Here is a 26,808-nt window from a genome sequence, read left to right on the forward strand (position 1 = left end):
CGATCTTGCAGGACCCGGCCGACCACGAGCCAGTGGTCGCCTCCGGGGTGCACCGTGTCGACGGCGCAGTCGATCCAGGCCAAAGAGCCGGGCAGGGCGGGCGATCCGGTGGCCGGCGCAGGGAGCCAGTCCTGTCCGGCGAACTTGTCGGACCCGCTCACGGCGAACGACCGGCACAGCATCTGCTGTGCCGAGCTGAGCACGTTGACGCAGAACGCGCCGGACGGCGCGATCTTCGGCCAGGTGCTGGAGGTCCTGGCGACCGAGAAGGCCACCAGGGCCGGGTCGAGGGAGAGGGAGAAGAAGGACTGGCAGGTCAGGCCGGCCGGCACGGTGCGCCCGCCGTCCTCGCTCAGGCCGGTGATGATGGTGACGCCGCTGCAGAAGCGGGAGAGCACCTGCCGGAACGCGTCGGTGTCGACGCGGTGTTCGAGGGTGGGGGTGCTGGTTTGGGTGGCCATCTGGCCCACGTCCTTCCTGAGGGTCCGCGTCGTACGGGTCAGGCCGCAGCGGCGGGCGGTGCGGGCTCGGCGCCCGCCGGGGGCGGCGCCTGTTCGAGGATCACGTGTGCGTTGGTGCCGCTGATGCCGAAGGAGGACACCCCGGCCCGGCGCGGGCGGCCGGTGGACGGCCAGGGCTGCTGCGCCGTCAGCAGCCGCACCTGCCCGGCACTCCAGTCGACGTGCGGGGTCGGCTCGTCGACGTGCAGGGTGCGCGGCAGCACACCCTCGCGCAGGGCGAGGATCATCTTGATCAGTGAGGCGGCGCCGGCGGCGCCCTGGGTGTGCCCCAGGTTGGACTTGACCGAGCCCAGCCACAGCGGCCGGTCCTCGGGGCGGTCCTTGCCGTAGGTGGCCAGCAGCGCCTGCGCCTCGATCGGATCGCCCAGCCGGGTGGCGGTGCCGTGCGCGTCCACCGCGTCCACGTCCTGGTAGCCCAGCCCGGCCTGGGCGAGCGCCTGCTTGATCACCCGCTGCTGGGCGGGCCCGTTGGGGGCGGTGATGCCGCTGGAGGCGCCGTCCTGGTTGAGGGCGGTGGAGCGGATGACGGCGTGGATGCGGCGCCCGTTGCGGCGGGCGTCCGAGAGCCGTTCCAAAAGCAGCATCGCGCTGCCCTCGCCCCAGCCGGTGCCGTCGGCCGCCGCCGCGAACGACCGGCACCGGCCGTCCTTGGACAGGCCCTTTTGCTTGGTGAAGTACTGGAACGTCTCGGGCGCGACCATCACGGTGACGCCGCCCGCCAAAGCCAGCGAGCACTCGCCCTGCCGCAGCGAGCGCGCCGCCAGGTGGACGGCGACCAGCGAGGAGGAGCAGGCGGTGTCGACGGTGACGGCTGGCCCCTCCAGGCCGAGGGTGAACGCGATCCGGCCGCTGACCAGACTGCCGCCGGTGCTGGCGCCCTCGTACTCGTGGTACATGAGCCCGGCGAACACGCCGGTGTTGCTGCCGTGCACGGACAGCGGGTCGATGCGGGCGTTCTCCAGCGTCTCCCACGCGCTCTCCAGCAGCAGCCGCTGCTGGGGGTCCATCTCCTCCGCCTCGCGCGGTGAGATGCCGAAGAGGTCGGCGTCGAACTCGGCCGCGTCGTGCAGGAAGGCACCCCGGCGGGTGATGGTCCGCCCCGGGCCGCCGTCGGGGTCGTAGAGCGCCTCCACGTCCCAGCCGCGGTCGGTGGGGAACTCGCTGACGCCGTCGCGGCCCTCCAGGAGCATCTGCCACAGGTCGTCGGGGGTGTCGACGCCGCCGGCGAACCGGCAGGCCATGCCGATGACCGCGAGGGGTTCGGCGGCGGCCCGCTCCAGCTCCTCGTTCTGGCGGCGCAGCCGCTCATTGTCGATCATGGAGGCGCGCAGCGCCTCGACTATCTGGTCGACTTCCATCGTTGTCCGCCCTCAGCCTTCGTTTCCAGGGGACGTGACGGCTCCCAGAGCCGCCCGCACCAGGTCTTCCACCGCCATGCCCTTGAGGTCGCCGACGCCCGGCCGATCGCCGCCCGCGCCGCTGACGCCCACCGGCACCGGCGGGGCGACCTGCTCGGCGGTCGGCGGCGCCAGCTCCTCCAGCAGGAAGCGGGCCAGCGCCTCGGAGTTGGGGTAGTCGAACATCAGCGTGGCCGGCAGCCGGATCCCGCAGGCCTGCGCCAGGGCGTTGCGCAGCTCGATCGCCGCCAGCGAGTCCAGCCCCAGCTCGGTGAAGCCGCGCCGCACGTCGATCGACGCGGGTTCGGCGTGGCGCACCACCGCGACGTGGAAGCGGACGAGGTCCAGGACGGCCCGCAGCTGCTCCGTCTCCTCCAGGCCGGTCAGTTCCTGCGTCAGGGATTTCGGCCCTTCCTCCACGTCCGCCGCCGGCGCCACGGCCGGCACATCGATTTCCTCCAGCAGGAAGCGGGCCAGCGCCTCGGCGTTGGGGTAGTCGAACATCAGCGTGGCCGGCAGCCGGATCCCGGAGGTCTCCGCGAGGGCGTTGCGCAGCTCGATCGCCGCCAGCGAGTCCAGCCCCAGCTCGGTGAAGCCGCGCCGCACATCGATCGAGGCGGGTTCGGCGTGGCACACCACCGCGACGTGGCTGCGCACCAGATCCAGGACGGTGCGCAGCTGCTCCGTCTCCTCCAGGCCGGCCAGCTGCTCGGCCAGCGACTGCGGTGGCCGGGCGGCGGACGGCAAGACGGTGCGGGCGGCGGCGCGGGCCGGGCTGCGCGGTGCCGCCGCGGGAGGACTGCTCAGGTGGGCCAGCAGGGCCGGCGGCTGGGCCAGCACCCGCAGTGCGTCACGGTCCAGCCGCAGCGGCGCGAGCAGTGCCTCGCCGGCGGTGAGCGCCTCGTCCAGGAGGGCGAGTCCGTCGTGCGGGTCCATCGCCGGGATGCCCAGGCGGCGCTGGCGTTCGACGACGGCGTCGCTGAGCGCGGCGGCCATTCCGTCGCCGGCCCACAGGTGCCACACCAGCGCGGTGGCCGCCAGGCCCTGGGCGCGGCGGTGCTGGGCGAGCGCGGTCAAAAAGACGTTGCCGGCCGCGTAGGGGGCCTGGCCGCCGTTGTCGAAGAAGCCGGTGGTGGAGGAGAACAGCACGAACGCCTTCAGACCGAGGTCGCGGGTCAGGTCGTGCAGGTGCCAGGCCGCGTCGGTCTTGGGCCGCAGTACGGCATCCACCCGGTCGGCGGCCAGCGAGGTGAGCAGTCCGTCGTCGACGACGCCCGCGGCGTGCACCACACCGGTCAGCGGGTGCCGGTCCGGCACGGCGGCGATCAGTGCGGCCAGCGCCTGACGGTCGGCCACATCGCAGGCGGCCAAAGTGACTTCGGCCCCGAGTGCGGTCAGCTCCTCGCGCAGCTGCCCGGCGCCGGGCGCGTCCGCTCCCCGCCTGCTGGTCAGGATCAGGTGGCGTACGCCGTGTTCGGTCACCAGGTGGCGGGCCACCAGGGCGCCCAGGCCGCCGGTGGCGCCGGTGACCAGCACCGAACCCATGCTGTCCCAGGGCAGTTCGGCGAGGCCCTTCGCGGCCGCGGGGGCCAGCCGCAGCACATGGGTGCGGCCCTCGCGCAGCGCCAGCTCGCTCTCGCCGCAGGCGGCCGCCGCGGCGACGGCCTGCGCCGAGGCGTCGCTGCCGTCGGTGTCCAGCAGCACGAAGCGGCCCGGGTTCTCCGTCTGCGCGGCCCTGATCAGGCCCCACACCGGGGCCTGCGTGACGTCGGGGTCCTCGCCGTCGGCGACCGCCACCGCGCCCCGGGTGCACACCACCAGCGTGGACGCAGTGAACCGCGGGTCGGTGAGCCAGCTCTGCGCGGCGGCCAGCACCTGAAGGGTGCGCGTGCGGGCCACTGCGCCCAGGTCGCCGGTGTCCTCGCCGGTGTGGGAGGGCACCGCAAGCAGGACGTGGGGCGGGACGCTCTGCCCGGCGGCGGCTTCGCGCACCGTCTCCAGCAGCGGCAGGGTGGCGCCGTCGGGGGTCAGGGCCGGGCCCTGCGGCCAGGTGAAGCGGAACACCGCCTCGCTTGCGGCCGCCGCCGGATCGGCGGTCAGCTGCCGGGCCGCGGCGGGACGGGCGATGAGCTTGTCGACGGATGCCACCGGCTGCCCGGTGGCATCGGCCAGCTGCAGCCGGGTGACGTCGTCGCCGATCCGCCGCAGGTGGACGCGCAGTTCGGTGGCGCCGGCCGCGTGCAGGGTGATCCCGCTCCAGACGAACGGCAACACCGTGCTGTCGGCGTCGTCCAGCAGATCCACATGGCTGGCCGCGTCGAACAGGGCGGGGTGCAGACCGAAGCGGGCCGCCTCCGCGTGCGCCTGGGCGGGCAGCGCCACCTCGGCGAACACATCCTCGCCCCGCCGCCAGGCCGCCTTCAGCCCCTGGAACGCCGGACCGTAGCCATACCCGCGGCCCGCCAGCGCCTCATACGCGCCCTCCACCACCAGCGGCTGAGCACCGGCCGGCGGCCACTGCACCAGATCGAAACCGGCCGCGCCCTCCCCCGGCGCCACCGAACCCGACGCATGGCGCACCCAGGCGTCAGCCGAGCCCTCCGGCCGCGAGTGCACACTCACGCCGCGCACCCCGGAGGCATCCGGGCCGCCGACGACGACCTGCAGGGCGACCGCGCCGCCCTGCGCCACCACCAGCGGTGCCTCCATGGTCAGTTCCTCCAGCCGGCCGCAGCCGACCTCGTCACCGGCCCGCACCGCCAGCTCCACGAACGCCGTGCCCGGCAGCAGCACACTGCCCAGCACCACGTGATCCGCCACCCACGAACCGGCCGCCACCAACCGGCCGGTCAGCACCGCCCCGCCATCAGGCAGCGACAGGACCGCACCGAGCAGGGGGTGTCCGGCGTCGACGAGTCCGAGCCCGGCGGCGTCGGTGGCGCCCACGGCCTCGGGCTGCTCCTGCGGGGTGAGCCAGAAGTGCCGCTTCTCGAAGGCGTAGGGCGGCAGTTCCACCCGCCGGGCTCCCGGGTACACGGCGGCCCAGTCCGGGCGGGCACCCAGCGCGTGCAGGTGCGCCAGCGCGGCGGCCGCTTCCCGCGTCTCGGGCCGTCCGCGGCGCAGGGTGGCCACGAAGGCCGCGTCCTCGGCGGACTGCCGGCCCATCGCCGTGAGCACCGCATCCGGCCCCAGCTCGACGAACGTACCGACACCCGCAGCTTCCAACGTCCCGATCGCGTCGGCGAAACGGACCGCCTCAAGGACGTGGCGGACCCAGTACTCAGGATCCCCCAGCTCCTCACCGACGAGGGCGCCGGTGAGGGTGGACACGATCGGGATGGAAGGCTCGTTGTACGTCAATTCCTGTGCGACGGCGCGGAAGTCGGCGAGCATCGGCTCCATCAGCGGGGAGTGGAAGGCGTGGGAGACCTTCAGACGGGTGGTCTTACGGCCCTCCGCCTCGAAGTGCGCCTTGATCCGCAAAGCTTCCGCCTCGACCCCGGAGACGACCACCGCGGTGGGCCCGTTGACGGCGGCGATGCCCACGCCGTCGGCCAGCAGCGGGCGTACCTCGTCCTCGGTGGCCTGCAGGGCGACCATCGCGCCGCCCTCCGGCAGCGCCTGCATCAACCGGCCCCGCGCCACGACAAGTTTCGCCGCATCCGCCAGGGACAGCACCCCGGACACATGCGCGGCAGCGAACTCACCGATCGAGTGCCCGGCCAGATAGTCCGGCCTGATCCCCCACGACTCGAGGAGCCGGTACAGCGCCACCTCCAGCGCAAACAACGCCGGCTGGGTGAACTCCGTACGGCTCAACCGTTCGGCGTCCTCACCCCAGATCACCTCGCGCAGCGGCGCATCGATCTCAGCCAGTACCGCATCGAAGGCGTCGGCGAACACCGGGTGGGCGGCGTGCAGTTCACGTCCCATCCCGATGCGCTGCGCCCCCTGCCCGGTGAACAGGAAGGCGGTCAGGCCGTCGGAGCGGTCGCGGGCGGTGACCGCGCCGGGGACGGGGCGGCTCTCGGCCAGGGCGGCCAGCGCGGCCAGGGCCTCGTCGCGGTCGGCGGCGGTGAAGGCGACGCGGTGGTCCAGGGCCGCGCGGGAGGTCGCCAGGGAGGCGGCCACGTCGAGCAGGCTCAGCTCCGCATTCGCCGTCAGGTGGGCGTGGAGGTGGTCGGCCTGGGCGGGCAGGCTCTTGGCGTTCTTGGCGCAGAGCACGAGCGGCAGGACGGCCGGGGCCGGCGCGTCGGGGGCGGGCTTGGGGGCGTCGGGGACCGGGGCAGGGTTGGGGGCCTGTTCGAGGATGACGTGGGCGTTGGTGCCGCTCAGGCCGAAGGAGGAGACGGCGGCCCGGCGCGGGCCGGTGGACTTCGGCCATGGCATGGCCTCGGTCAGCAGCCGTATCGAGCCGGCCGTCCAGTCCACGTTCGGCGACGGCGCGTCGACGTGCAGGGTCTTGGGCAGGTAGGCGTGGCGCAGGGCCATGACCGCCTTGATGACGCCGCTGACGCCGGCGGCGGCCTGGGCGTGTCCGATGTTGGACTTGATGGAGCCGAGGTAGACCGGCCGGTCCTCGGGGCGGTCTTGGCCGTAGGTGGCGAGCAGGGCCTGCGCCTCGATGGGGTCGCCGAGCCGGGTGCCGGTGCCGTGGCCCTCGATCAGGTCGACGTCGCCGGTGCCTAGCCCGGCCGCCTTCAGGGCCTGGTCGATGACCCGCTCCTGGGAGGGGCCGTTGGGGGCGGTCAGGCCGTTGCTGGCGCCGTCCTGGTTGATCGCCGAGCCGCGGATCACCGCGAGGACGGGGTGGCCGTGGGCGCGGGCGTCGGACAGCCGCTCCACGGCGAGCAGGCCGATGCCCTCGGACCAGCCGGTGCCGTCGGCGGCGGCGGCGAAGGACTTGCAGCGGGCGTCGGGGGCGAGCCCGCGCTGCTGGCTGAAGTCGACGAAGATGTCCGGTGTCGGCATCACGGTGACACCGCCGGCCAGCGCCAGATCGACCTCGCCCTGCCGCAGTGCCTGGCAGGCCATGTGCAGGGCGACCAGCGAGGAGGAGCAGGCGGTGTCGACGGTGACGGCCGGCCCTTCCAGGCCCAGGGTGTAGGAGATGCGGCCCGAGGCGATGCTGCCGGCGCTGCCGTTGCCGAGGTAGGCGGCGAGGTCGTCGGTGACCTGCCCGGCCTGGGTGGCGTACTCGTGGTACATGGAGCCGACGTACACGCCGGTGCGGGTGCCGCGCAGCGTGGTGGGGTCGGTGCCGGTGCGCTCCAGGGCCTCCCAGGCGGCCTCCAGCAGCAGCCGCTGCTGGGGGTCCATCGCCAGCGCCTCGCGGGGCATGATGTCGAAGAACTCGGGGTCGAACTCCCCCGCGTCGTGCAGGAATCCGCCCTCGATGGTGTAGGTGCGGCCGGGGGTGCCCGGCTCGGGGTCGAAGATGGCCTGCGCATCCCAGCCGCGGTCGGTGGGGAAGGGGGTGGTGGCGGTGCGCTCGTCGAGCAGCAGCTGCCACAGGTCGTCGGCGGAGCGCACCCCGCCGGGGAAGCGGCAGCTGATGGCGACGATCGCGACCGGGTCGTTGGTGCCGGTCGCGGTGGTGCGTGTGGGGCGGGCGGCGGGGCGGGTGGAGGATACGCCGGCGCCGGTCTTTTCCTTGATCAGGGTGGCGACGGCGCGGCAGTTGGGGTGGTCGAAGACCAGGGTGGCGGGCAGTTTCAGGCCGGTGGCCGCGTTCAGGGCGTTGCGCAGTTCGACGGCGGCGAGGGAGTCGAAGCCCAGCTCGCGGAAGGCCTTCTCCGGGCTGACCGACTCCCCGCTGCGGTGGCCGAGGACGGCGGCGACCTGGGCGCGGACCAGTTCGAGGACGGTGCGGTCGCGTTCGGTGTCGCCGAGTGCGGCCAGCCGCTGGGCGAAGCCGTCCGCGCCGCCGTCCTGGGCGGTGCGGGCGGTACGGCGGCCGGTGCCGCGGACCAGGCCGCGCAGCAGCGCGGGCGGTTGTTCGCTGCGGGCGCCCAGCGCTGCGCCGTCGACCCGTAGCGGGATGATGTGGTGGGCGCCGGTGGCCAGGGCCGCGTCGAACAGGGCCAGGGCGTCGGCCGCGTCCAGGGCGGGCAGGCCCAGGCGGCGCATCCGGTCCAGGTCGGCGTCGGTGACCGTGCCCATGCCGGTGTCCACGTTCCACATGCCGAAGGCGAGGGCGGTGGCCGCGAGGCCCTGGCTGCGGCGCTGGTGGGCGAGGGCGTCGAGGAAGACGTTGGCGGCGGCGTAGTTGGCCTGTCCGGCGGCCAGGACGAGGCCGCCCGCCGAGGAGAACAGCACGAAGGCTTTCAGGTCCAGGTCGGCGGTGAGTTCGTGCAGGTGCCAGGCCGCGTCGGCCTTGGGGGCCATCACGGTGTCGAACCGCTCGGGGGTGAGCTCGCCGACCAGGGCGCTGTCGGTGACGCCGGCGGTGTGGATGACGCCGGTCAGCGGGTGCCGGTCCGGGACGGCGGCGATCAGTGCGGCCAGCGCCTGACGGTCGGCCACATCACAGGCGGCCAGGGTGACTTCGGCGCCGAGTGCGGTCAGCTCCTCGCGCAGCTGCCCGGCGCCGGGCGCGTCCGCTCCCCGCCGGCTTGTCAGGATCAGGTGGCGTACGCCGTGCTCGGTCACCAGGTGGCGGGCCAGCAGGGCGCCCAGGCCGCCGGTGCCGCCGGTGACCAGCACCGAACCGGTGGGGTCCCAGGGCGGTTCGGTGCCCTGGGAGGGCTTGGCCGCCAGCAGCCGGGGGACGGCGAAGTGGCCGCCGTGCACGGCGAGTTCGCCTTCGCCGCTGCTTGCGGCGGCGGCCAGGACGGCGAGGGACTCCTCGTGTGCGTCGGTGTCCAGCAGCGCGAACCGGCCCGGGTTCTCGGCCTCCGCCGCCCGCACCAGGCCCCACACCGGGGCCTGGGCCGCGTCGAGGGTGTCGGAGAGCCGGGCGGCGACTGCGTAGCGGGTGACGAAGACCAGCCGGGATGCGGCGAAGCGTTCGTCGGCCGACCATGTCTGGACCAGGTCGAGGACGTCGGCGCAGTGGGCCCGGGTGGCCGCCAGGACGTCGTCGCCCTCGGTGGGCGCCAGCGGGGCCAGCACTGTGCCGGGTGCCTGTCCGTGCGTTGCGATCCAGTCGGCGAGTTGGGCCAGGTCGGTGAACTGGGCGATGTCGTCGCCCAGTTGGGGCAGTCCGGGCAGTGCTACGACCGTTTCGGTGACGGTCTCGGGCAGGGGCAGTTCCTGCCAGCCGACCCGGAAGAGGGACTCGGTGTGCCGGTTGCCTGCCGCGGCGAGCTGTTCGGAGGCCACGGGACGCGAGACGAGTTCCTCGACGGTGGCGACCGGCTGGCCGGTGGCGTCGGCCACCCACATGGCGGACAGCTCGTCGCCTCGCACCCGGCGGATGTGGACGCGCAGTTCGGTGGCGCCGGCCGCGTGCAGGGTGATCCCGTTCCAGGAGAACGGCAGCAGGGTGTCGCCCTCGGCGGCGCCGTCCTCGCCGAGCAGGTCGGCGTGCATGGCGGCGTCCAGCAGGGCGGGGTGCAGGCCGAAGCGGGCGGCGTCCGCGTGTGCCTGGGCGGGCAGCGCCACCTCGGCGAACACGTCCTCTCCTCGCCGCCAGGCCGCCTTCAGCCCCTGGAATGCCGGACCGTAGCCATACCCGCGGCCCGCCAGTGCCTCGTACGCGCCCTCCACCACCAGCGGCTGAGCATCGGCCGGCGGCCACTGCACCAGATCGAACCCGGCCGTGCCCTCCCCCGGCGCCACCGAACCCGACGCGTGGCGCACCCAGGCGTCAGCCGAGCCCTCCGGCCGCGAGTGCACGCTCACGCCGCGCACCCCGGAGGCATCGGGTTCGCCGACGACGACCTGGACCTGGACGCCGCCGTGTTCGGGGACCACCAGGGGCGCTTCCAGCGTCAGTTCCTCCAGCCGGCGGCAGCCGGCCTCGTCGCCGGCCCGTACCGCCAGCTCCACGAACGCCGTGCCCGGCAGCAGCACACTGCCCAGCACCACGTGATCCGCCACCCACGAACCGGCCGCCACAAGCCGGCCGGTCAGCGTCACCCCGCCCTCGGGCTCGGGCGAGCTGACCAGGGCGCTGAGCACGGGGTGGTCGAGCGCTGTCAGGCCCGCGGAGCCGACGTCGCCCGCGCCGGGAGCGGTGGCGTCCAGCCAGTAGCGCTCACGCTGGAAGGCGTAGGTCGGCAGGTCGGTGTAGGGCGGTATGTGTTCGGGGGCGCCGTAGTAGGCGGCCCAGTCGACCTGGATGCCGAGCGCGTGCAGCCGGCCCAGCGCGGACACTGTCTCGCGGGTTTCGTCGCGGTCGCGGCGCAGGGTGGGCACGAAGGCCGCGTCCTCGGCGGACTGCCGGCCCATCGCCGTGAGCACCGCATCCGGACCCAGCTCGACGAACGTACCCACACCCGCCGACTCCAACGCCCTTACGGCGTCCGCGAAACGCACCGCCTCACGCACATGACGGACCCAGTACTCCGGATCACCCAACTCCTCGCCGACGAGGGCGCCGGTGAGGGTGGACACGATCGGGATGGAGGGAGTGGCGTACGTCAACTGCTGTGCGACGGCACGGAAGTCGGCGAGCATCGGCTCCATCAACGGGGAGTGGAAGGCGTGGGACACCTTCAGACGAGTGGTCTTACGGCCCTCCGCCTCGAAGTGCGCCTTGATCCGCAAAGCTTCCGCCTCCACACCGGAGACGACCACTGCGGTGGGTCCGTTGACGGCGGCGATACCGATACCGTCGGCCAGCAGCGGGCGTACCTCGTCCTCGGTGGCCTGCAGGGCGACCATCGCACCGCCCTCCGGCAGCGCCTGCATCAACCGGCCCCGCGCGGTCACGAGTTTCGCCGCATCCGCCAGGGACAGCACCCCGGAGACGTGCGCGGCCGCGAACTCACCGATCGAGTGCCCGGCCAGGTAGTCGGGCTTGACGCCCCACGATTCGAGGAGCCGGTACAGCGCCACCTCCAGCGCGAACAACGCGGGCTGGGTGAACTCCGTACGGCTCAGCCGTTCGGCGTCCTCCCCCCACATCACCTCGCGCAGCGGCAGCGGTTCCAGCTCGGCCAGTACGGCGTCGAAGGCGTCGGCGAACACCGGGAACGCGGCGTGCAGTTCACGGCCCATCCCGATGCGCTGCGCGCCCTGTCCGGTGAACAGGAAGGCGAGTTTTCCGGTGGTGGCCTCGGTGATGGAGTGGCCGGTGGTGATGGATTCGAGGGCCTGGGCGAGGTCGGTGCGGTCGGTGGCGGTGGCGGTGGCGGTGTGGTCGAGGCCGGCGCGGGTGGTCGCCAGGGCGAGGCCTGCGGCGGCGAGGTCGTGGTCGGGCAGGGTGTCGAGGTGGGAGCGCAGCCGCTGGGCCTGGGCGCGGACGGCCTGGGGGGTCTTGCCGGATACCGGCCAGGCGAGGACGGGCGCGGTGAGGGGGGCGGGTTGGGGGGCTGGCTCTTCGGCGGGTTCTTCGATGATGACGTGGGCGTTGGTGCCGCTGATGCCGAAGGAGGAGATGCCGGCGCGGCGCGGGCGGTCCGGGGTGGCGGGCCAGGGCTGGGCCTCGGTGAGCAGTTGTACCGCGCCGTCGGTCCAGTCGACCTTGGCGGTGGGTGCGTCGACGTGCAGGGTCTTGGGCAGGACGCCGTGGTGGATGGCCTCGACCATCTTGATGATGCCGGCGACGCCTGCGGCGGCCTGGGTGTGGCCGAGGTTGGACTTGATGGAGCCCAGTCGCAGCGGGGTGCCGTTGTCGGGGCGGTGTTGGCCGTAGGTGTTGAGCAGGGCCTGGGCTTCGATGGGGTCGCCGAGGGTGGTGCCGGTGCCGTGGGCCTCGACGGCGTCGACGTCGGCGGCGTTCAGTCCGGCGGCGGCCAGGGCCTGGGTGATGACCCGTTCCTGGGAGGGGCCGTTGGGGGCGGTGAGGCCGTTGCTGGCGCCGTCCTGGTTGACGGCGGTGCCCTTGATGACGGCGAGGACGGGGTGGCCGTGGGCGCGGGCGTCGGAGAGGCGTTCCAGCAGCAGCATGCCGGCGCCTTCGCCCCAGCCGGTGCCGTCGGCGGCGGCGGCGAAGGACTTGCAGCGGCCGTCGGAGGCCAGGCCGCGCTGGCGGCTCATGTCGAGGAAGGTGTCCGGTGTCGCCATCACGGTGACGCCGCCCGCCAGGGCGAGGGAGCACTCGGAGCGGCGCAGTGCCTGGATGGCCCAGTGCAGGGCGACCAGTGAGGAGGAGCAGGCGGTGTCGACGGTGACGGCGGGGCCTTCCAGGCCGAACACGTAGGACAGGCGGCCGGAGACGACACTGGCCAGGCTGCCGTTGCCGATGTAGCCGGCGACTTCCTCGGGCACCTCGTGCAGGCGGGTGGCCCAGTCGTGGTACATCACGCCGGCGAAGACGCCGGTGTCGCTGCCGCGTACGGAGCGCGGGTTGATGCCGGCGCGTTCGAAGGCTTCCCAGGTGATTTCGAGCAGCAGTCGCTGCTGGGGGTCCATGCCGAGGGCTTCGCGCGGGCTGACGCCGAACAGTTCGGGGTCGAAGTCGGCGGCGGTGTGCAGGAATCCGCCCTCGTTGCTGGAGCTTTTTCCTGAGATGCCGGGCTCGGGGTCGTACAGGCTCTGGTCCCAGCCGCGGTCGGTGGGCCAGGCGGTGACGGCGTCGCGGCCCTCGGCGACCAGTTGCCACAGGTCTTCGGGGCTTTGGACGCCGTGCGGGTAGCGGCAGCTCATGGCGACGATCGCGATGGGTTCGTCGTCGAGGGCGGGTGTGGGGGCGGTGGCCGGGGTGCGGGCCGGGGTGGTGGTGTCGCCGGTGAGGCGGGAGGCGAGGTAGGCGGCGAGTGCTTTGGGGTTGGGGTAGTCGAAGATCAGGGTGGCGGGCAGGCGCAGTCCGGTGGCGGCCTTGAGCTGGTTGCGCAGTTCCACGGCGGCCAGGGAGTCGAAGCCGGTTTCGCTGAAGGCCCGGCCGGGCTCGACGGCGGCGGCGCCGTCGTGGCCGAGGACGGCGGCGATCTGGGTGCGGACCAGGTCGAGCAGGGCCTGGGTGCGTTCGGCGTCGGGCAGGGCGGCGAGGCTGTGGGCGAGGCCCTCGGTGAGGGCCTCGGTGGGCCGGCCGGCTGCGGCGGTGCGGCGCAGCGGGGTGGGGGCCAGGGCGGTGAGCAGCGGTGGGATGCCGTCGGTGCGGGTTTGCAGGGCGTGCCGGTCGACGCGGATGGGTATCTGCACGGCCCGGTCCACGGTGAGGGCGGCGTCGAGCAGGGCGAGGTTCTCGTCGGGGCCGAGGGGTTCCAGGCCCAGGCGGGCGATGCGCTGCAGGGCGGCGGCGTCGAGGTGGGCGCCCATGCCCCGGTCGCCGGTCCACAGGCCCCAGGCCAGCGAGGTGGCGGCAAGGCCCTGGGTGCGGCGGTGGTGGGCGAGGGCGTCGAGGAAGACGTTGGCGGCGGCGTAGTTGGCCTGTCCGGCGCCGTCGAGGTAGCCGGCGGTGGAGGAGAAGAGCACGAAGGCTTTCAGGTCCAGGTCGGCGGTGAGTTCGTGCAGGTGCCAGGCGGCGTCGGCCTTGGGGGCCAGGACGGTGTCGAACCGCTGGGGGGTGAGGGAGGTGAGCAGTCCGTCGTCGGTGACGCCGGCGGTGTGGATGACGCCGGTCAGCGGGTGCCGGTCCGGGACGGCGGCGATCAGTGCGGCCAGTGCCTGACGGTCGGCCACATCACAGGCGGCCAGGGTGACTTCGGCGCCCAGTGCGGTCAGTTCCTCGTGCAGCTGCGCGGCGCCTGGCGCGTCGGGTCCGCGGCGGCTGGTCAGGATGAGGTGGCGTACGCCGTGTTCGCTCACCAGGTGGCGGGCCACCAGGGCGCCCAGGCCGCCGGTGCCGCCGGTGACCAGCACCGAACCGGTGGGGTCCCAGGGCAGTTCGGCCGGTTCGGCCGGTTCGCCGGCGACCAGGCGGGGGGCGAGGAAGCGGCCCGCGCGCAGGGCGAGTTCGCCTTCGCCGCCGGCGGCGGTGAGGGCGAGGTCGGCCGGCGCGGCCGTGTCGGTGTCGAGGTCGAGGAGGACGAAGCGGCCGGGGTGCTCGGCCTGCGCGGCGCGCACCAGGCCCCACACCGGGGCCTGCACCGGGTCGCCGGTGTCGCCGGGGGCGGCGGCGATCGCGCCGTGGGTGAGGACCAGGAGGGTGGAGTCGCTGTCCGGGTCGGCCAGGTGTGCGGTGATGCGGGCCAGGGCGGCGGCGGTGGTGGCGCGCACTGCGGCGGGCACGTCGGTGCCGGCCGGTGCGGTGACGGTGTGAACAGCCGGAGGCTGGGCGGGGGCGGTGGTGGGGTGGGGGGTTTGGACGGGGTGCCAGTCCAGGCGCAGGGGCAGCGGGCGGGCGGCGCGCAGCGTGTCCGGGGCCACCGGGCGTACCAGGAAGCCGTCGACCTGGGCGACGGGGGCGCCGGTGGTGTCGTACAGGCTCAGGGCGGCGGCGTCGGGGCCCTGGGGCACGATGCGTACGCGCAGGGTGGTGGCGCCGGTGGAGTACAGCGTCACCCCGTTCCAGGCGAACGGCAGCCGGGTCTGGGTGGAGGGCGGCTGGTCGGTGGCCAGGTCGGTGGATTGCAGGACGGCGTCGAGCAGCGCCGGGTGCAGGGCGAACGCGGCGGCGTCGGCGGTGTGGTCGGCGGGCAGGGCCACTTCGGCGTAGGCCTCGCCGTCGGCCCGCCACACCGCGCGCAGGCCCTGGAAGGTGGGGCCGTAGCCGTAGCCCTGGTCGGCCATCCGCTCGTACAGGCCGCTCAGGTCGACGGGCCGGGCGCCGGGCGGCGGCCACTGGCCCTGGCCGGGCAGGGGGGCGGGGGCGGGGGCCGGGTCGGGGCTGAGGACGGCGGTGGCGTGCTGGGTCCAGGGGGCGTCGTCGGGGGCGGACTCGGGGCGGGAGTGGAAGGTGAGGTCGCGGCGGCCCTCGGCGTCGGGGGCGCGCAGCACGGCCTGCAGGATGACCGCGCCGCCCTGGGGCAGGGCCAGCGGGGTGAGCAGGTTCAGTTCGTCGAGGTGGGCGCAGCCGGCCTGGTTGCCGGCCTGGACGGCGAGTTCCACGAAGGCGGTGCCGGGCAGCAGCAGCACGCCGGAGATGCGGTGGTCGGCCAGCCACGGCTGGGTGTGCGGGGACAGCCGGCCGGTGAGCAGGATCTCGCCGCTGTGGTCGGCCAGCGGGACGGCCGCGCCGAGCAGCGGGTGGGTCAGGGCGATCTGGCCGTGTGCTGCCGCGTCGCCTGCGCCGGCGGGGGCCTGCAGCCAGTAGCGGCGGCCCTGGAAGGGGTAGGTGGGCAGGTCGAGGGGGGGCAGGTCGGCGGGGTGCAGGGCGGCGAAGTCGACGCCGGCGCCGCGGGTGTGGACGGTGGCGAGGGCGGTGAGCAGTTCGCGGCGGCCCTCGCGGCCGCGGCGTTGCGCGGCGGCGAAGACCACGCCCTCGTCGCCGGCGTCGCTGTTCTCGCCGGCGTTGGGGTCCTCGGCGAGGGCGGCGCGGGCCATCGCGGACAGCACCGCGTCCGGGCCGATCTCCAGGAAGGTGGTGACGCCGGCGTCGCGCAGGGCGCGGGTGCCGTCGGCGAAGCGGACCGCTTCCCGCACGTGGCGGACCCAGTAGTGGGGGGAGGTCAGTTCGGCGGCGGTGGCGATGCGGCCGGTGACGTTGGAGACCACCGGGATCGTCGGGGGCTTGAAGTCCAGGACGCTGGTGATGCGGGCGAACTCGGCGAGCATCGGTTCCATCAGCGGCGAGTGGAAGGCGTGGCTGACCCGCAGCCGCTTGGTCTTGCGGCCGATCGCCTCGAAGTGCGCCTGGATGCGCAGCACTTCGCTGGTCTCGCCGGAGACGACCACCGCGTCGGGGCCGTTGACGGCGGCGATGCTGACGCGGTCGCCGAGGTGGGCGCGGGCCTCCTCCTCGGTGGCCTGCAGGGCGGCCATGGCGCCGTCGGCGGGCAGCGCCTGCATCAGCCGGCCGCGGGCGGCCACCAGGATGGCGGCGTCGTCCAGGTCCAGGACGCCGGCGGCGTGCGCGGCGCTCAGTTCGCCCAGGGAGTGACCGGCCAGGTAGTGGGGGTGCAGGCCCCAGGACTCCAGCAGCCTGAAGAGGGCGACCTCGAGGGCGAACAGGGCGCTTTGCGCGTACATCGTCTGGTCGAGCAGGGCGGCGTCCGCCGAGCCGTGCGGGGCGAACAGCACGTCCCACAGGGAGCGTTCGAGCTGGAGGTCGAGGCGGCCGATCGCGGCGTCCAGGGCCTTCGCGAACACCGGGTAGGCGGCGTAGAGTTCGCGGCCCATTTCGGCGAACTGGCTGCCCTGGCCGGTGAACAGGAAGGCCAGCCGTCCGCCGTGGGCGGTGCCCCGGGTGAGCGCCCGGTCGGCGGTGCCCTCGGCGGCGGCGCGCAGCGCCCGCAGCAGTTCCTCGCGGTCCGCGGCAACGGCCACGGCCCGGTGGCGGTGCACGGCCCGGGTGGTGGCCAGGGCGCGGCCGAGCGCGCCGGGTGAGGTGTCGGGCTGTTGCTCCAGCAGTTCCAGCAGCCGGCCGGCCTGGGCGCGCAGCGCGCCGTCGCCGCGTGCGGAGAACGCGACGGGCACCGGAACAGGTGCGGCGGACGCCGAGGCGACGGGCGCAGAGGCGACGGGTGTGGCGGCGGGTGCGGGGGTGGTGTCGGGGGCGGGCTGCTGGGGTGCTTCCTCGATGATGACGTGGGCGTTGGTGCCGCTGACGCCGAAGGAGGAGACGCCCGCGCGGCGGGGGGTGGGGCCGGGCTGCCAGGGCAGCTCCTGGGTGAGGAGTTCCACCGTGCCGGCCGACCAGTCCACGTTGGGTGAGGGGGCGTCGACGTGCAGGGTGCGCGGCAGCACTCCGGCGCGCATCGCCATGATCACCTTGATGACGCCGGCGGCGCCGGCGGCGGCCTGGGTGTGGCCGATGTTCGACTTCACCGAGCCCAGCCGCAGCGGCTGGCCGTCGGGGCGGCCGGGGCCGTAGGCGGCGATGAGGGCGTGCGCCTCGATCGGGTCGCCCAGCGTGGTGCCCGTGCCGTGGGCCTCGACCAGGTCGACGTCCGCGCCGTCGAGTCCGGCGTCGGCGAGGGCGGCGCGCACCACCCGCTGCTGGGCGGGGCCGCTGGGTGCGGTGATGCCGTTGCTGGCGCCGTCCTGGTTGACGGCGGAGCCCTTCACCAGGGCCAGGACGGGGTGGCCGTTTCGGCGGGCGTCGCTGAGGCGTTCCAGGACCAGCACGCCGACGCCCTCGGAGAATCCGGTGCCGTCGGCGGCGGCCGCGAAGGGCTTGCACAGGCCGTCGGGGGCCAGGCCGCGCTGCCGGCTGAAGGAGGTGAAGACACCCGGGCTGCCGATGACGGCGACCCCGCCGGCCAGGGCGAGGGTGGACTCGCCGGCCCGCAGGGACTGCACGGCCAGGTGCAGGGCGACCAGCGAGGAGGAGCAGGCGGTGTCGACGGTGAGGGTGGGGCCGTCCAGGTCCAGGGTGTAGGCGACGCGGCCGGAGATGACGCTGGGCGCGTTGCCGGTCAGCAGGTAGCCGTCGAGCCCGTCGGGTGCCTCGTGCAGCCGGGTGCCGTACTCCTGCGGCTCGGCGCCGATGAAGACGGCCGTACGGGTGCCGCGCAGGGTGTCGGGGTCGGTGCCGGTGCGCTCCAGTGCCTCCCACACCGTCTCCAGGACCAGGCGCTGCTGGGGGTCCATGGCGAGGGCCTCGCGCGGGGAGATCCCGAAGAACTCCGCGTCGAAGTGCCCGGCGTCCGGCAGGAATCCGCCGTGCTTGACGTAGGTGGTGCCGGGCGTCTCGGGGTCGGGGTGGTAGAGCGCTTCCAGGTCCCAGCCGCGGTCGGTGGGGAACGGCTCCAGGGCGTGCCGGCTCTCGGCGACCAGCTGCCACAGCTGCTCGGCGGAGCGCACTCCCCCGGGGTAGCGGCAGCCGATGCCGACGACGGCGATCGGCTCGTCCGCGTCGTGGCGCCGTACGGCGGGCTGGGCGGCGGGCACGGCGGCGGACAGCCCGAGCACCTCGGTGCGCAGGTGCTCGGCGAGTGCGGCCGGGGTGGGGTGGTCGAAGCCGACGGTGGGCGGCAGGGACAGCCCGGTCGCCTTGTTCAGCCGCTGCTGCAGGGCGACCAGGGCGAGGGAGTCCAGGCCCTGCTCGCGAAAGGGCCGCTCGGCCACCAGCGGCCGCGGCTGCTCCTGCTCCGACCCGGGCGTCAGCTGCCGCAGGATCTCCGCGGCGCGGGAGCTCACCAGGTCGAGCAGGAGGCGGAGTTGCTCCCCGGGGGGAAGCGACTCGAGTCGGGCACGCTCAAGGTCCGAGACAAAGCTTCCGTACCCGCTCATCTGCATACTCCACACCCTGTTGCGATATCGCGGAAAAACATGAATCGGAAAATGCCCGGTAGCGGACCGGGACTTGTGACTCTAAAGCGGCGGCGCACTTCTCCCCCACCCCTATCCGCCCCTGCCCGGCCATTGAATTCAGCGGGGGTATTTCCGATCTCGGCCCGGCGTGGCCTGCCTCCCACCGAGGCGGCTGCGTGCCCGCCGCGGTTTTGCGGACCGGTCCGTGAAAAGGAAAAAAGAGGGAGGGTCCGAAAACCCCGACAGCCACGGTAGGGGAGGCGCCGCGGCGCTCACACCCCTATCTCCCCCTAGAAGGCGGGGCGGTGGACGGCCGTCGCGGGCGCCTTGAATTGTTCTGGAGTTCCGCCGGAAAACGGGCGGGCCCCGGGTGATGCCTGAGGCATCCCCCGGGGCGAACCGGCCCGCCCGCCCGCAGCAGCGGCGGCGGGTGGGTGGGTGGGTGGGTGGGGTCAGCGGGCGGACACGGGGGCCAGGGGGGTGGGGCGGGGGTAGTGCGGCAGCTCGATGTCGGTGGCCGACTTCACGGTCAGCCGGGTCAGGTATCCGGCCAGGAGCGGGGAGTTGAGCGCCTTGTAGATGCGGTTGCGGCGGCGGATGCGGCCGGTGGTGGCGGGGGCGAGCATCGGTCCGGCGCCGCCGGCCGTCTTCTGGCAGCCCTGGGCGAACTTGCGGATACGGGCCTCGTAGGCGGCGAACGCGGTGCGGTGGTCGGCGTGGGTGGCCAGTTCACCGGCCAGGACGTGGGCGCCGACGACGGCGAGTCCGGTGCCCATGCCGCCCATGGTGGCGCCGTAGCCGGCATCGCCCAGCAGCACCACCCGGCCGGTGGAGCAGCGGTCCATGCGGATCTGGGCGACGGCGTCGAGGTAGACGTCGTCGGTGTGCTCCAGGGCCTGCAGGATGCGCGGCACCTCCCAGCCCAGGCCGGCGTAGCGCTCGGCGAGCAGCCGCTTGTGCTGGGCGGTGTCGTGGCGGTCGTAGACGAGGGGCTGCTCGGCGGCGAAGACCATCAGCACGCCCGCGGTGTGCGGGTCGCGGCCGTAGTTGTTGAGGCAGATGCCGCGGCCGGGGGCGTTGAACCAGCGGGCGGTGCGGTCCAGGGCGAGGTGGTTGGGGACGTCGAAGCCGGCCACGTAGTAGCCGAGGTGGTGCAGGAACTGCGACTCGTCGCCGAAGGCCAGGCGGCGGACGTTGGAGTGCAGGCCGTCGGCGCCGACCACCAGGTCGAAGGTGCGGGGGGCGGATCGCTCGAAGGTGGCGTGGATCTCCTCGGCGGTCTCGGTGAGGGAGGTGATGGAGTCGCCGAAGACGTACTCCACGTTGTTCCTGGAGCGTTCGTACAGGATGCGGGAGAGGTCACCGCGGAAGATCTCCACGTCGCCGCTCATGAACGACGCGTCCAGCCGCATCTGTTCGGTGCCGTTCTCGTCGACGAACGTCTGCTCGCCCATGTGGGTCTGGTGGCGGTTGACCTCCTCCCACACGCCGAGGTCCTCCAGCACCGTGCGGTGCACCGCGCCGCGGAAGTCCACCGCGAAGCCGCCGCCGCGCAGGGCGGGGGCCTTTTCGACGACGGTGACCTGGTAGCCGTGGCGGCTGAGGGACAGCGCCAGGGCGGGGCCCGCGATGCTCGCGCCGGAGATCAGGACGCGGCGGCCGGCGGGGGTGCGGGTCTGCTCGTTCATGGGGGGCTCCTCTTGGTCAGTGACGCGTGCTCGGCGCCGTTGTCGCCTTCTGCACAAGAGGTTGGCGCCCGCCGCTGACCGCGCGGGCACCGCGCGCTGACCGCCCCTGACCGGGCGCCGTCAGCGTCCCCGAAACCGGCCGCCGCACCGCCGTGAGCAGCTCCTTTCCTGCCCCGCCGGCCGGGGCGGCCGGTGCCGGCGGCGCCGGCCGGTCAGCGCCCGGGGCGGCGGCGGTGGCACCCGGCGGCGCGCACCGCCCGCCACCCCGGGCACCCCCGGGCACCCCGGCACCGCGGGCATCGCGGGGATGCCGGTGCCGGGCCGCCGGTGGGTGGTGGGTTCAGGTGCCGGCCGGGGTGCGGTGGCCGTGCAGCAGGGTCAGGGCCTGCGGCAGGGTCAGGGCGCGGCCCCGGGTGTGGGCGTGGGTGTAGGCCGCCTCGCCGGTGTGGGCGCGGGCGGCTGCCGCGGTGCGGGCGACGTCGGGGTCGCCGGCGACGGCCATGCCGCGCAGGGACACCGCGGCGCCCAGGAGCAGCGCCGCGTGTTCCCCCTCGCCTTCCAGGACCGCGAGGCCCGCCAGGCCTTCGGCGGCCTGTGCCAGGTCGGCGGGGGTGCGCATGTCCAGGGCGGTGTGCAGGGCCTGCTGGTGGAAGGAGCGGGCCTCGGCGGCGCGCCCGTCGGCCTCGGCGGCGCGGGCCAGGGCGGTGTGCAGGCGCTGGATCAGCGCCCCGCCGAACCAGTGGTCCTTGCAGGAGGCGAGTCCTCGTTCGTACCACTGGCGGGCGCCGGCCATGTCGCCGCGCAGCCGCTGCACGTCGCCCAGGCCCAGCTGGGCCAGGGCCACCTTGTCCGAGCTGCCGACCCGGCGGGCCAGTTCGGCGGCCCGCCCGTAGTCCGCGCCGGCGCGCTCGAAGTCCCCGCAGTGCAGCAGCGCGTCGGCGCGGTGGCACAGCAGGCCGGCCATCTCCTCGGGTGCATCCAGCTGGCCGACCAGGACCATCGCCTCGTCCAGGTGGGCCAGCGCCTGTTCGTGATCGCCGCGCCAGTCGGCGAACATGGCCAGCGGGTCGAAGCAGTTGGCCATCCCCCAGCGATCGCCGGTCTGGCGGAAGTGGGCCAGCGCGCTGGCGAACTGTGCCTCCGCCTTCTCCGGCTGTCCGCCGAACCACGGCTGGAATCCGTCGCCCATCAGCCCCACCGCCCGCGACCAGGGGTCGGCGCCGATCTGCCGGCGCCGGGTGTCCTCGTCGGCGGCCCGCCCGGGGCCGGCGATCAGGGCCCGCAGCACGGTCAGGATCGGCCGGCGCAGTGGCCGGTCGATGCCCAGCAGCACCGCGTCGGCCCGGTCGAGCCACTGCTGCTGGGGCTGCGCAGCGGGGCTGCCGGAGGGTTTGAGGGCCCATTGGGTGTGGGCGTTGAGCGCGCACAGCGCGTACTCCTCGTCCAGTCCCGGCGGCGGGCTGTCGCCCAGGGCGGTGAGCAGGGCGGCGGCGGGGGTGGCGTGTTCGACGGTCAGTCCGCGCAGCCACCAGTACCAGGTCAGTTCGGCCATCAGGCGCAGTGCAATGTTCTGGTCGGCGGTCAGTGACCAGCGCAGGGCTGCTTCGAGGTTGCCCTGTTCGGCGCCGAGCACGGCCAGCCACTGCACCTGTTCGCTGCGGCGCAGCCAGGGTTCGGCGCGCTCGGCCAGTTGCAGGAAGTGTCCGGCGTGCGCCCGCCTGAACGTCTCCTGTTCGCCGGCGTGCACCAGCTGTTCGGCGCAGAACGCGCGGACCGTCTCGAACATGGTCACCCGGCCCTCGCGGGTCTCGGCGAGTGACTTGCCCACCAGGGAGTCCAGCAGCTGTTCGGTGTCGGGCAGGGCGCACACCGCTTCGGCGGCGGCCAGGGTGGCGCCGCCGGCGAACACGGTCAGCCGGCGGGCCAGCGCCCGTTCGTCGGCGTCCAGCAGGTCCCAGCTCCACTCCACCACGGAGCGCAGGGTGCGGTGGCGGGGGTCGGCCGTGCGATCGCCGCGGGAGAGGAGTTTGAAGCGGTCGTCGAGGCGGGCGGCGATGTCCTGCACGCTCAATGTGCGCAGCCGTGCCGCGGCGAGTTCCAGCGCCAGGGGCATCCCGTCCAGTGCGGTGCACATCCACTCCACCAGCGCGGCCCGCTCCGCGTCGAGGGCGAAGCCCGGGGAGACGGCCACCGCGCGGTCGGTGAACAGCTGGACGGCGGAGCGGCGTTCCAGCGGGGGCAGCGGGCACAGTGCCTCGCCGGTCAGTCCCAGGGCCTCGCGGCCGGTGCACAAGATCCGCACTCCCGGGCAGGCGCCCAGCAGCCGCCGGGCCAGCTGTGCGGTGTCCTCGACGACGTGTTCGCAGTTGTCCAGCACCAGCAGCAGCCGGCGTTCGGCCAGGGCGGTCACCAGGCGTTCCTCGGGGCCGCGCGCGCCGTCGGCGCCGGGCCGCAGGCCCAGCGCGGTCAGCACGGTGGCGTGGATCTGGCGGCCGTCCTCCAGCGGGGCGAGTTCCACGAAACAGACGTCGTCGGCGCGCTCCCGGCTCGCCGCCTCCACCGCCAGGCGGGTCTTGCCGACGCCGCCGGGTCCGATGAGGGTGACCAGGCGGGCGCTGGCGACCAGTTCACGGATGCGGTGCAGTTCCTCATCGCGGCCGACGAAGCTGGTGAACTGGGCGGGCACGCCGCGCGGGGTGATGCCGCCCGCCAGGCCGTCGGAGCGCAGCAACTCCTGGTGCAGGCCGGACAGTTCGGCCGAGGGGTCGGTGCCCAGTTCCTCGGCGAGGGTGGCCCGCAGCTCGGCATAGACGCTCAGCGCCTCGGCGCGCCGGCCGCACGCGTGCAGGGCCCGCATCAGCAGAGCGCACAGCTGCTCGCGCAGCGGATGGGCCGCCACCAGCTGCCGCAACTCCGCTACCAGCGCAGTGGATTCACCCAGCGCCAGTTCGGCCTCGATGCGGTCCTCCAGGGCGGCCAGGCGCAGTTCCTCCAGGCGTACGGCGGCCGGGGTGCGGGCCTGTCCGCGCCACAGGGCGAGCGCCTCGCGCAGCAGGGCGGCGGCCCGCCGGTGATCGCCGTGGGCGAGCAGCTCGCGGCCCTGGCGGGCCAGGCGTTCGAAGCGGTGGGCGTCGATGGCGTCGGGGTCGACGTCGAGGCGGTAGCCGTGCGGCAGCGACTCGATGGTGACGCCGAGCCGGCGGCGCAGCCGGGAGATCTGGGACTGCAGCGCGTTGGCGGCGCTGGCGGGCGGCTCGTCGCCGTAGACCTCCTCGATCAGCCGCTGGGTGGAGACCACCTTGCCCACGTCCTCCAGCAGCAGTCCCAGCAGCAACTGCAGCCGTGCGCCGCCGAGCTCGAGCGGCTCGCCTGCGGCGGTCCGCGCTTCCATCGGTCCCAGAATCGTGAACTGCACGGAAAGATTGTCCCTCACTTCGGCCGCCGCCATGAGCGGGCCCGCCCGGCGTGGCCCCGGGGGCGGGCGGGGCGGGAGACACCCCCGGCGCGCCGCCGCGCCGAGGGGGCTGATTCTTTTCGGGCATCCCCCTATTTGTTTAGGGGTCATTGGCTCGTTGTGAGCGGTGCGAACGCACCAATAATGAGGCGAGTCAATGCCCTATTGGTGGGCTGCACCGAATACAAAGGGAGGGCCCTATGGGCCGGCTGGCAGGAAAAGTAGCGGTCATCACCGGTGCGGGCCGCGGTCAGGGCCGCAGCCACGCGGTGCGGCTGGCGGAGGAGGGCGCGGACGTCATCGTCATCGACCTGGGCGAGGGCGAGGTCACCAGCGTGCCCTACCCGCTGGCCGGCACCGAAGAGCTGGAGGAGACGGCCCGGCTGGTGCGCAAGAGCGGGCAGCGCGCGGTGGTCAAGGTCGCCGATGTGCGCGACCGGGCCGCGCTGCGCCAGGCCGTCGACGAGGGGGTGGCCGAACTCGGCCGCCTGGACGTGGTCATCCCCAACGCCGGCATCCTGCCGATCGGGGCGAACCGTCCGATCGAGGCGTACATCGACACCGTCGACATCAACCTGTCGGGGGTCCTCAACACCGTCCACGCGGCGCTGCCGCACCTCGGCGAGGGCGCCTCGATCATCATCGTCGGCTCGATCGTCGGGCTGCAGCCCGGCCACGCCGACGTCTCGCAGGCCGGCCCGGGCTTCGCCGGCTACCGCTTCGCGAAGCACTCCCTCGTCGAGTACGTCAACACGCTCTCCCAGCTGGTGGCCCAGCGGGCGATCAGGGTCAACGCCGTGCACCCGACGAACGTCGAGACGGAGATGCTCCTCAACGACGCGGTCTACCAGGCGTTCATGCCCGACAAGGAGCAGCCGACCGTCGAGGACGCGCTGCCCATCTTCACCGGCATCCAGGCCATGCCGATCCCGTATGTCACTCCCGGCGACGTCTCGCACGCGGTGGTCTACCTGGCCTCGGAGGAGTCGCGTTACGTCACCGGCCTGCACCTGAAGATAGACGGTGGCGCCCAGGTGAAGCTGGGTCTGTGACCCCGCCGCCGGTTGAACGAGCCGGCCCCCGGCGGCTCTTGTCCCCCGGGGGTGGGGCGGGGTGCTCAGCGGGCGGCGGCGCGCAGGGGTTCCCCGGCGCTGCGCAGGTGGCGCAGCGTCTCGCGGTGCGAGACGACCAGGCTCGTCTGGTGGTAGGGGATGCCCAGTTCGGCGCAGTACTGCTCGGTGATGCGCTGGGCCTGGCGCAGCGCCGGGGTCGGCATGCTGGGGAAGAGATGGTGCTCGATCTGGTAGTTGAGGCCGCCCATGAACGCATCCGTCAGCACCCCGGCACGCACATTGCGTGAGGTGAGCACCTGGCGGCGCAAAAAGTCCAGCTCCTGGCCCTCGGTGACCATCTGCATGCCCTTGTGGTTGGGGGCGAACACCGAGCCGAGGTAGATGCCGAACAGCCCCATGTGCACGGCGATGAACGCGCACGCCTTGCCGGGCGGCAGCACGGTGAACACGGCGCCGAAGTAGAGCGCGAAGTGCGCAACGAGCAGGCTCCCTTCCAGGACGGGCCGCTTGAGCGAGGCACCGAACAGGGCCCGGAAGCCGGCGACGCTGAGGTTGAAGCCCTCCAGCGTGAGCATCGGGTAGAACAGGACGGCCTGGTGGCGGCCGATGAACGCGGGCAGCCCGCGGGCCACACTCGCCTGCCGGCGCGACCACACGATGAGGTGGGGTGCGACGTCGGGGTCCTTGTCCTCATGGTTGGGGTTGGCGTGGTGGCGGGTGTGCTTGCTCATCCACCAGCCATAGCTCATGCCGAGCAGCGCGTTGGCCGCGATCAGCCCGCCGATCTCGGTGGGGCGGCGGCGGGAGAACACCTGCTTGTGGGCCAGGTCGTGGGCCGCGAGACCCAGTTGCCCGAAGACCACGGCCAGACCGGCCGCCACGAGCAGTTGCAGCCAGCTGTCGCCCAGCGCGACGAACGCCACGCAGCCCGCCACCAGCGCGAGGGCCACCGCGCTGAATCGCACGGTGTAGTAGACAGGCCGCCGTTCCATCAGCCCCGCCTCGGAAATTCTGCGCGCCAGGCGGGAGAAATCACTCCCCGTTCCCTGCGCGGTCGGCGGTAATTGCTCCGGGAGCACTGTGGGGTTCGCCATGCGACCCAGTATGTGGGGCGGGTATAACGCAGCATAATGCCACCCCACCCCTGTTAAATAATGCCGCCCCACCCCTATTGACCGGCATTCACACCCCAGTGTTACCCCGGAGAGGGGCGGGCCGATGCCGGCCCGGGCCGCGTCGTCCGGGCCGCCTGCTCAGGCGTTGGGGTCGAAGGCGATGCCCGGCGGCAGGGCCTTGGCGAGGTGGGCGTTGAAGTCGCCGTCCCTGAGCCCGAAGTGGGCGCTGCCGAAGTCGGCCCCGGTCAGCTTCTCGCGCACACCTGCGGGGTAGCCCTCCCAGCCGACCAGGTCGGGGAACTGCCAGGTGTGCTGGTGGTTCTCCGGCGGTTCGTCGCCCGCGCCGGCAGGACGGAAGCAGTGCGTGCGGATGCCGTCCTTGTGGTAGACGACCTTGGGGTGGGTGCCGTCCCAGCGGATGCGGTCCCGGCCGTAGACGGTGAAGTCGCCGTGCGCCGAAGTGGCCACGTACTGCGGCTCGTTGTCGTGCACCCACACCACGACGTGTTCCCAGTCGTGGCGGTGCCCGCCCAGACCGCTGCCCGCGAGGGCCTGGTCCTTTTCGAAGTACAGCGCATACACGACGGCACACCAGCCGTTGTTGCACTTCTCGCGGGCATAGCCGTTGGTGTTGTCGAGGTCCCCGGCATCACGGCACTGGCCGTTGAGCGCACCGCTCGGCTTGAGTCCCCCGTTGAGGGTGCCATCAGGCCCGATGGCCGGGGTGGGGTAACAGCCGTCGGTGTCGTAGTCGTAGGCCGGCTGGAAGGTCTGCTCCAGCCCGTCGGCGTGGGCGGGCAGCGCCTGGGGCGGGCCGGCCAGCGCGCTGCCCGGGAAGGCGATGACCAGCGCGAGCGCGCCGGCCAGGGTGAGAGGGGCTCTGCGGATGCGCAACCTGGTCGTCAAAGCGTCCTCCTGAGGACCGCGGTGGGGGCTCACGGGCAGAATTGGCATGCCCAGATCAGCATCCGTGAACCCCGTGAACCCCGTGACCCCGTGCCCCCGTGAACCCGTGAACCCGTGAACACCCCGCCGCCCCGGCGGATGTCACTGCGGTGACGGGTCAACCATCGGCCCCGGCAGCCACCTTGGCCGGGCGCCGCGCCGGGTCCCGCCCCCGCCCCCGGGCGCGGCCCCAACAGTGCGGCCGGCGCCC

Annotated in this window: 7 protein-coding genes and 1 pseudogene; 1 reads left to right on the forward strand and 7 read right to left on the reverse strand. The window is 73.6% G+C overall.

Annotated features, from left to right (window positions below; translation table 11 throughout):
* The 5 genes and pseudogenes from ACN6LB_RS37360 to ACN6LB_RS37380 all read right to left on the reverse strand — a co-directional run.
* Positions 1-461: flavin reductase family protein (locus ACN6LB_RS37360; protein WP_445029749.1), on the reverse strand; the 461-nt coding region annotated here is incomplete at its 3' end.
* A gap of 50 nt (positions 462-511) precedes the next feature.
* Positions 512-1,864: pseudogene (locus ACN6LB_RS37365) on the reverse strand (type I polyketide synthase); the annotation flags it as partial.
* Positions 1,865-1,891: 27 nt separating this feature from the next.
* Positions 1,892-18,316 (reverse strand): SDR family NAD(P)-dependent oxidoreductase, encoded by a 16,425-nt coding sequence (locus ACN6LB_RS37370; RefSeq protein ID WP_445029750.1) that lies wholly within the window; start codon positions 18,314-18,316, stop codon positions 1,892-1,894.
* Positions 18,317-18,774: 458 nt separating this feature from the next.
* Positions 18,775-20,010, reverse strand: coding sequence for an FAD-dependent monooxygenase (locus ACN6LB_RS37375; protein ID WP_445029751.1), 1,236 nt, complete (start codon positions 20,008-20,010; stop codon positions 18,775-18,777).
* Between the two features lie 340 nt (positions 20,011-20,350).
* The gene (locus ACN6LB_RS37380; RefSeq protein ID WP_445029752.1) at positions 20,351-23,425 is read right to left on the reverse strand and encodes a BTAD domain-containing putative transcriptional regulator; all 3,075 of its coding nucleotides are present in this window, start codon (positions 23,423-23,425) and stop codon (positions 20,351-20,353) included.
* A 239-nt stretch (positions 23,426-23,664) separates the two neighbouring features.
* On the opposite strand from ACN6LB_RS37380, the gene ACN6LB_RS37385 reads away from it, so the two are divergent.
* The gene (locus tag ACN6LB_RS37385; protein WP_445029753.1) at positions 23,665-24,516 is read left to right on the forward strand and encodes a mycofactocin-coupled SDR family oxidoreductase; all 852 of its coding nucleotides are present in this window, start codon (positions 23,665-23,667) and stop codon (positions 24,514-24,516) included.
* Positions 24,517-24,581: 65 nt separating this feature from the next.
* Here the strand turns inward: ACN6LB_RS37385 and ACN6LB_RS37390 are convergent, their stop codons facing one another.
* Entirely contained in the window at positions 24,582-25,631 is a 1,050-nt protein-coding gene (locus ACN6LB_RS37390; protein WP_356146950.1) for a fatty acid desaturase family protein, read from the reverse strand.
* A gap of 159 nt (positions 25,632-25,790) precedes the next feature.
* A complete protein-coding gene (locus ACN6LB_RS37395; protein WP_445029754.1) occupies positions 25,791-26,558 on the reverse strand; it encodes an NPP1 family protein in 768 nt (255 codons plus the stop codon).
* Positions 26,559-26,808: the final 250 nt, after the last annotated feature.

It is taken from the genome of Streptomyces sp. SAS_270 (assembly GCF_052543295.1).